At 66.1% G+C, this 3,031-nt stretch carries 4 protein-coding genes and 1 pseudogene; 1 reads left to right on the top strand and 4 read right to left on the bottom strand.

Annotated features, from left to right (window positions below; genetic code table 11):
- Nucleotides 1-119: 119 nt before the first annotated feature.
- Nucleotides 120-464: pseudogene (locus tag CV770_RS40720) on the top strand (IS481 family transposase); the annotation flags it as partial.
- 120 nt (nt 465-584) lie between these two features.
- Here the strand turns inward: CV770_RS40720 and CV770_RS40710 are convergent.
- From CV770_RS40710 to ccmB, 4 genes are all read right to left on the bottom strand, one after another.
- A complete protein-coding gene (locus CV770_RS40710; protein WP_104466287.1) occupies nt 585-1,181 on the bottom strand; it encodes a DsbE family thiol:disulfide interchange protein in 597 nt (198 codons plus the stop codon).
- Entirely contained in the window at nt 1,178-1,360 is a 183-nt protein-coding gene (ccmD, locus tag CV770_RS40705; protein WP_104466286.1) for a heme exporter protein CcmD, read from the bottom strand. The genes CV770_RS40710 and ccmD overlap by 4 nt, the downstream gene beginning before the upstream one ends.
- A complete protein-coding gene (locus CV770_RS40700; RefSeq protein WP_104466285.1) occupies nt 1,357-2,151 on the bottom strand; it encodes a heme ABC transporter permease in 795 nt (264 codons plus the stop codon). Before CV770_RS40700 ends, ccmD begins: the two co-directional genes overlap by 4 nt.
- A gap of 91 nt (nt 2,152-2,242) precedes the next feature.
- Nucleotides 2,243-2,911, bottom strand: coding sequence for a heme exporter protein CcmB (ccmB, locus tag CV770_RS40695; protein WP_028150494.1), 669 nt, complete (start codon nt 2,909-2,911; stop codon nt 2,243-2,245).
- Between the last annotated feature and the right edge of the window lie 120 nt (nt 2,912-3,031).

Below are 3,031 nucleotides of genomic sequence, written 5' to 3'. Positions count from 1 at the left end.
GAAAGCGACATCATCAGCCTTCTCGACCCTTCCATGAACGCAAACTCGGCGACCAAACCAGGGATGATGTCGATAAAGAACCTCGCGAAGAACGATCCTGTGGGCGTTCTTGAGCCTTGTTGTACAATCTGGAGCGTCCCCACCAAGGCCTCGATATGCGCGTCCCCGCCGATCGCTTCTGGCCGAGCGCCCGCGCCATGCCGACCCGCGTTCCAAAAGTTGAATACGACAGCGGCGAGATCGTCCGTAGGGTCTCATCGACGAGACCCTACATCTCCTTCAAAGGACGCTTCTGGAAGGTTCCCCAGGCCTTCGCGCGCGAAAGTCTCGCCATCCGGCCGCTGGATCGTGACGGCCATTACGGAATCTTCTTCGCCAGCTGGCAGGTCGCATCGATCGACTTGACCAATGGCCAACCTGTCAGTGATGTGTCCGAACAGGTGTCAGCCATGTCCCCGGACTAAACACTTGACCGGGGCATCCAGTACGCCGCAGCTTTTCCGTATACGACTGACGTCTCTGGAATACTGGATCGCCCGATCAAGTCGGGCGATGACAGTTGAGCGTGTGGCACGAGCGCGGCGTCAGCTTCCCGCCGCCTTCAGCGCCTTCTCCATCTGCGGCAGCAGCACCGTCCGCAGATTGTCCGGCGTGATCGGGCCGACCAGCTTGTAGACGATGGTGCCTTCGCGGCCGACGACGAAGGTTTCGGGCACGCCGTAGACGCCCCATTCGATCGAGGCGCGGCCGTTGGCATCCACGCCGACACGGCCGAACGGGTTGCCGTAGCGCCCGAGGAACCGCCGCGCATTGTCCGACGCGTCCTTGTAATTGATGCCGACGAGCTGGAAGCGCTTGTCCTTGGCGAACTCGGTCAGGAGCGGCGCCTCGTCGTGGCACGGCACGCACCAGGACGCCCAGACATTGACCAGGCTGACCTTGCCCTTGAACGCGGCGGGGTCGAGGCCCGGCACCTGCGCGTTGTCGATCTGCAATCCCTCGAGCGGTGGCAGCGCCGTCTGCGGCGCCGGACGGCCGATCAGCGCGGAGGGAATTCGCGAGGGATCGCCGCTGCCGAGCCGGAACCAGAACAGCAGCGCCAGTGCGATGAACGCAATCAGCGGCAGCACCATCAGGAAAGTGCGGCGCTGCGGCGCTGCGGAGGTCGATTGCTCGTTCATGACGCGTCCATGGCGCTACGGCCGGAGCGGCGGGTGATGCCGCGCTCCTCCAGCTCGCGCAGGCGCTGCGTCTGGTTGCGATAGTCGAGCACGATCCAGCCGATCAGGATCACGACCACGAGGGCCGCTGCGGCATAGGACGTCACAATGAAGGATGCATAAGGACCGAGCGACATCATCCTGCGGCCCCAATTTCTCTCGACGCGTTTTGTCCGCGCGCACCGGTGCCCATTTCGTTCGAGAACGCGACACGGCTCGCCTGCATCATTTGCAGGGAGCGGACCCGGCGGCGCAGGATTTCGTTGCGCATCGCCGCCAGATGCAGCGTGACGAACAGCAGCGTGAACGCGATCGCCATCACCAGCAGCGGAATCAGGAACGATTTGTCGAGGGCCGAGCCGCCCATGCGCATCACCGAGGCCGGCTGGTGCAGCGTGTTCCACCAGTCGACCGAGAACTTGATGATCGGCAGGTTGAGCGCACCGACCAAGGTCAGCACCGCGGCGGCGCGTGCGGCGCGCGAGGGATCGTCGACCGCGCGCCATAGCGCCATCAGGCCGAGATACATCAGGAACAGGATCAGCACCGAGGTCAGCCGCGCATCCCACTCCCAATAGGTGCCCCACATCGGCCGGCCCCACAGCGAGCCCGTCAGCAGCGCGAGGAAGGTGAAGGCGGCGCCGATCGGAGCTGCGGCCTTGGCGGCGACGTCGGCGAGCGGATGCCGCCACACCAGCGTGCCCAGCGAGGCGATGCTCATCACGCCCCAGACGAACATCGACAGCCAGGCGTTGGGCACGTGGATGAACATGATCTTCACGGTCGCGCCCTGCTGATAGTCATCGGGCGCAAGCGCGGCTTGATAGAGACCGATTGCAAGCAGCAGGACGGTCGCGGCCGCAAGCCACGGCAGGACCCGCGCTGTCAGCGCAAGGAACCGCGTGGGGTTGGCGAGGTCGATCAGCGTCATGGTACCCTGATAATCGTCGGTGGCCGCTCAGGCAATCAGCACGAAAGCGAGGGACGAAAGTTGATCGGGGTCAAGGTCAGTCGCGCGCATCTCAGTCGAGCCCATGCCGCAGGCTCGCTGCGGCTGCGAAGGGGCCGATCACGAGGCTGACCAGGGACAGCGCGCACAGGATCGAGAACGGCGCGCCGAACGTCATCGGACCGACGATCACGGCCTGCGAGGCCGCAACCCCGAAGATCAGCACCGGGATCGACAGCGGCAGCACCAGCACCGCCATCAGCAGCCCGCCGCGATGCAGCGTCACCGCCAGCGCCGCACCGATCATGCCGGTGAAGGTCAGGGCCGGGGTGCCCGCCAGCAGCGTCAGCGCCACCGCGCCGGTCGCGACCATGTCGAGGTTGAGCAAGAGGCCGAGCACGGGGGTTGCGACAATCAGCGGCAGGCCGGCGGCCAGCCAATGCGCCAGCGCCTTGGCGGCGCAGGCGAGTTCCAGCGGCGTCCGGCTCATCGTGATCAGGTCGAGCGAGCCGTCCTCGTGGTCGGCCATGAACAGCCGGTCGAGGGTGAGCAGGCTCGCCAGCAGTGCGCCGAGCCAGAGGATGGCCGGCCCCAGCCGCGACAGCAGCGCCAGGTCCGGCCCCACCGCGAACGGCATCAGGACGACTACGGTCAGGAAGAACAGCACGCCAATCAGCGCCCCGCCGCCGACGCGGAGCGCGATCCTGATGTCCCGGCGGATGAGGGCGGAGAGGGCGGTCATGGGGTGGCTCCGGCGGCGGAGTCGCCATGAAGATTCGGCCCGCGCCTCAGGCAGACTGCGCTCCCTCCCCCCTTGTGGGGGAGGGCGGGGGAGAGGGGTAGCCCCGGGAGAGATGCTTGC

It is taken from the genome of Bradyrhizobium sp. AC87j1 (assembly GCF_002936975.1).
Classification (GTDB): domain Bacteria; phylum Pseudomonadota; class Alphaproteobacteria; order Rhizobiales; family Xanthobacteraceae; genus Bradyrhizobium; species Bradyrhizobium shewense.
The sequence above is the reverse complement of the archived record's forward strand: the minus strand, read 5'-3'. Positions and strand labels throughout refer to the sequence as shown.

Coding starts and splice junctions, on each gene's coding strand:
- CV770_RS40700 (WP_104466285.1), bottom strand. CDS start 2,151: ATGACGCTGATCGACCTCGCCAACCCCACGCGGTTCCTTGCGCTGACA.
- ccmD (WP_104466286.1), bottom strand. CDS start 1,360: ATGATGTCGCTCGGTCCTTATGCATCCTTCATTGTGACGTCCTATGCC.
- ccmB (WP_028150494.1), bottom strand. CDS start 2,911: ATGACCGCCCTCTCCGCCCTCATCCGCCGGGACATCAGGATCGCGCTC.
- CV770_RS40710 (WP_104466287.1), bottom strand. CDS start 1,181: ATGAACGAGCAATCGACCTCCGCAGCGCCGCAGCGCCGCACTTTCCTG.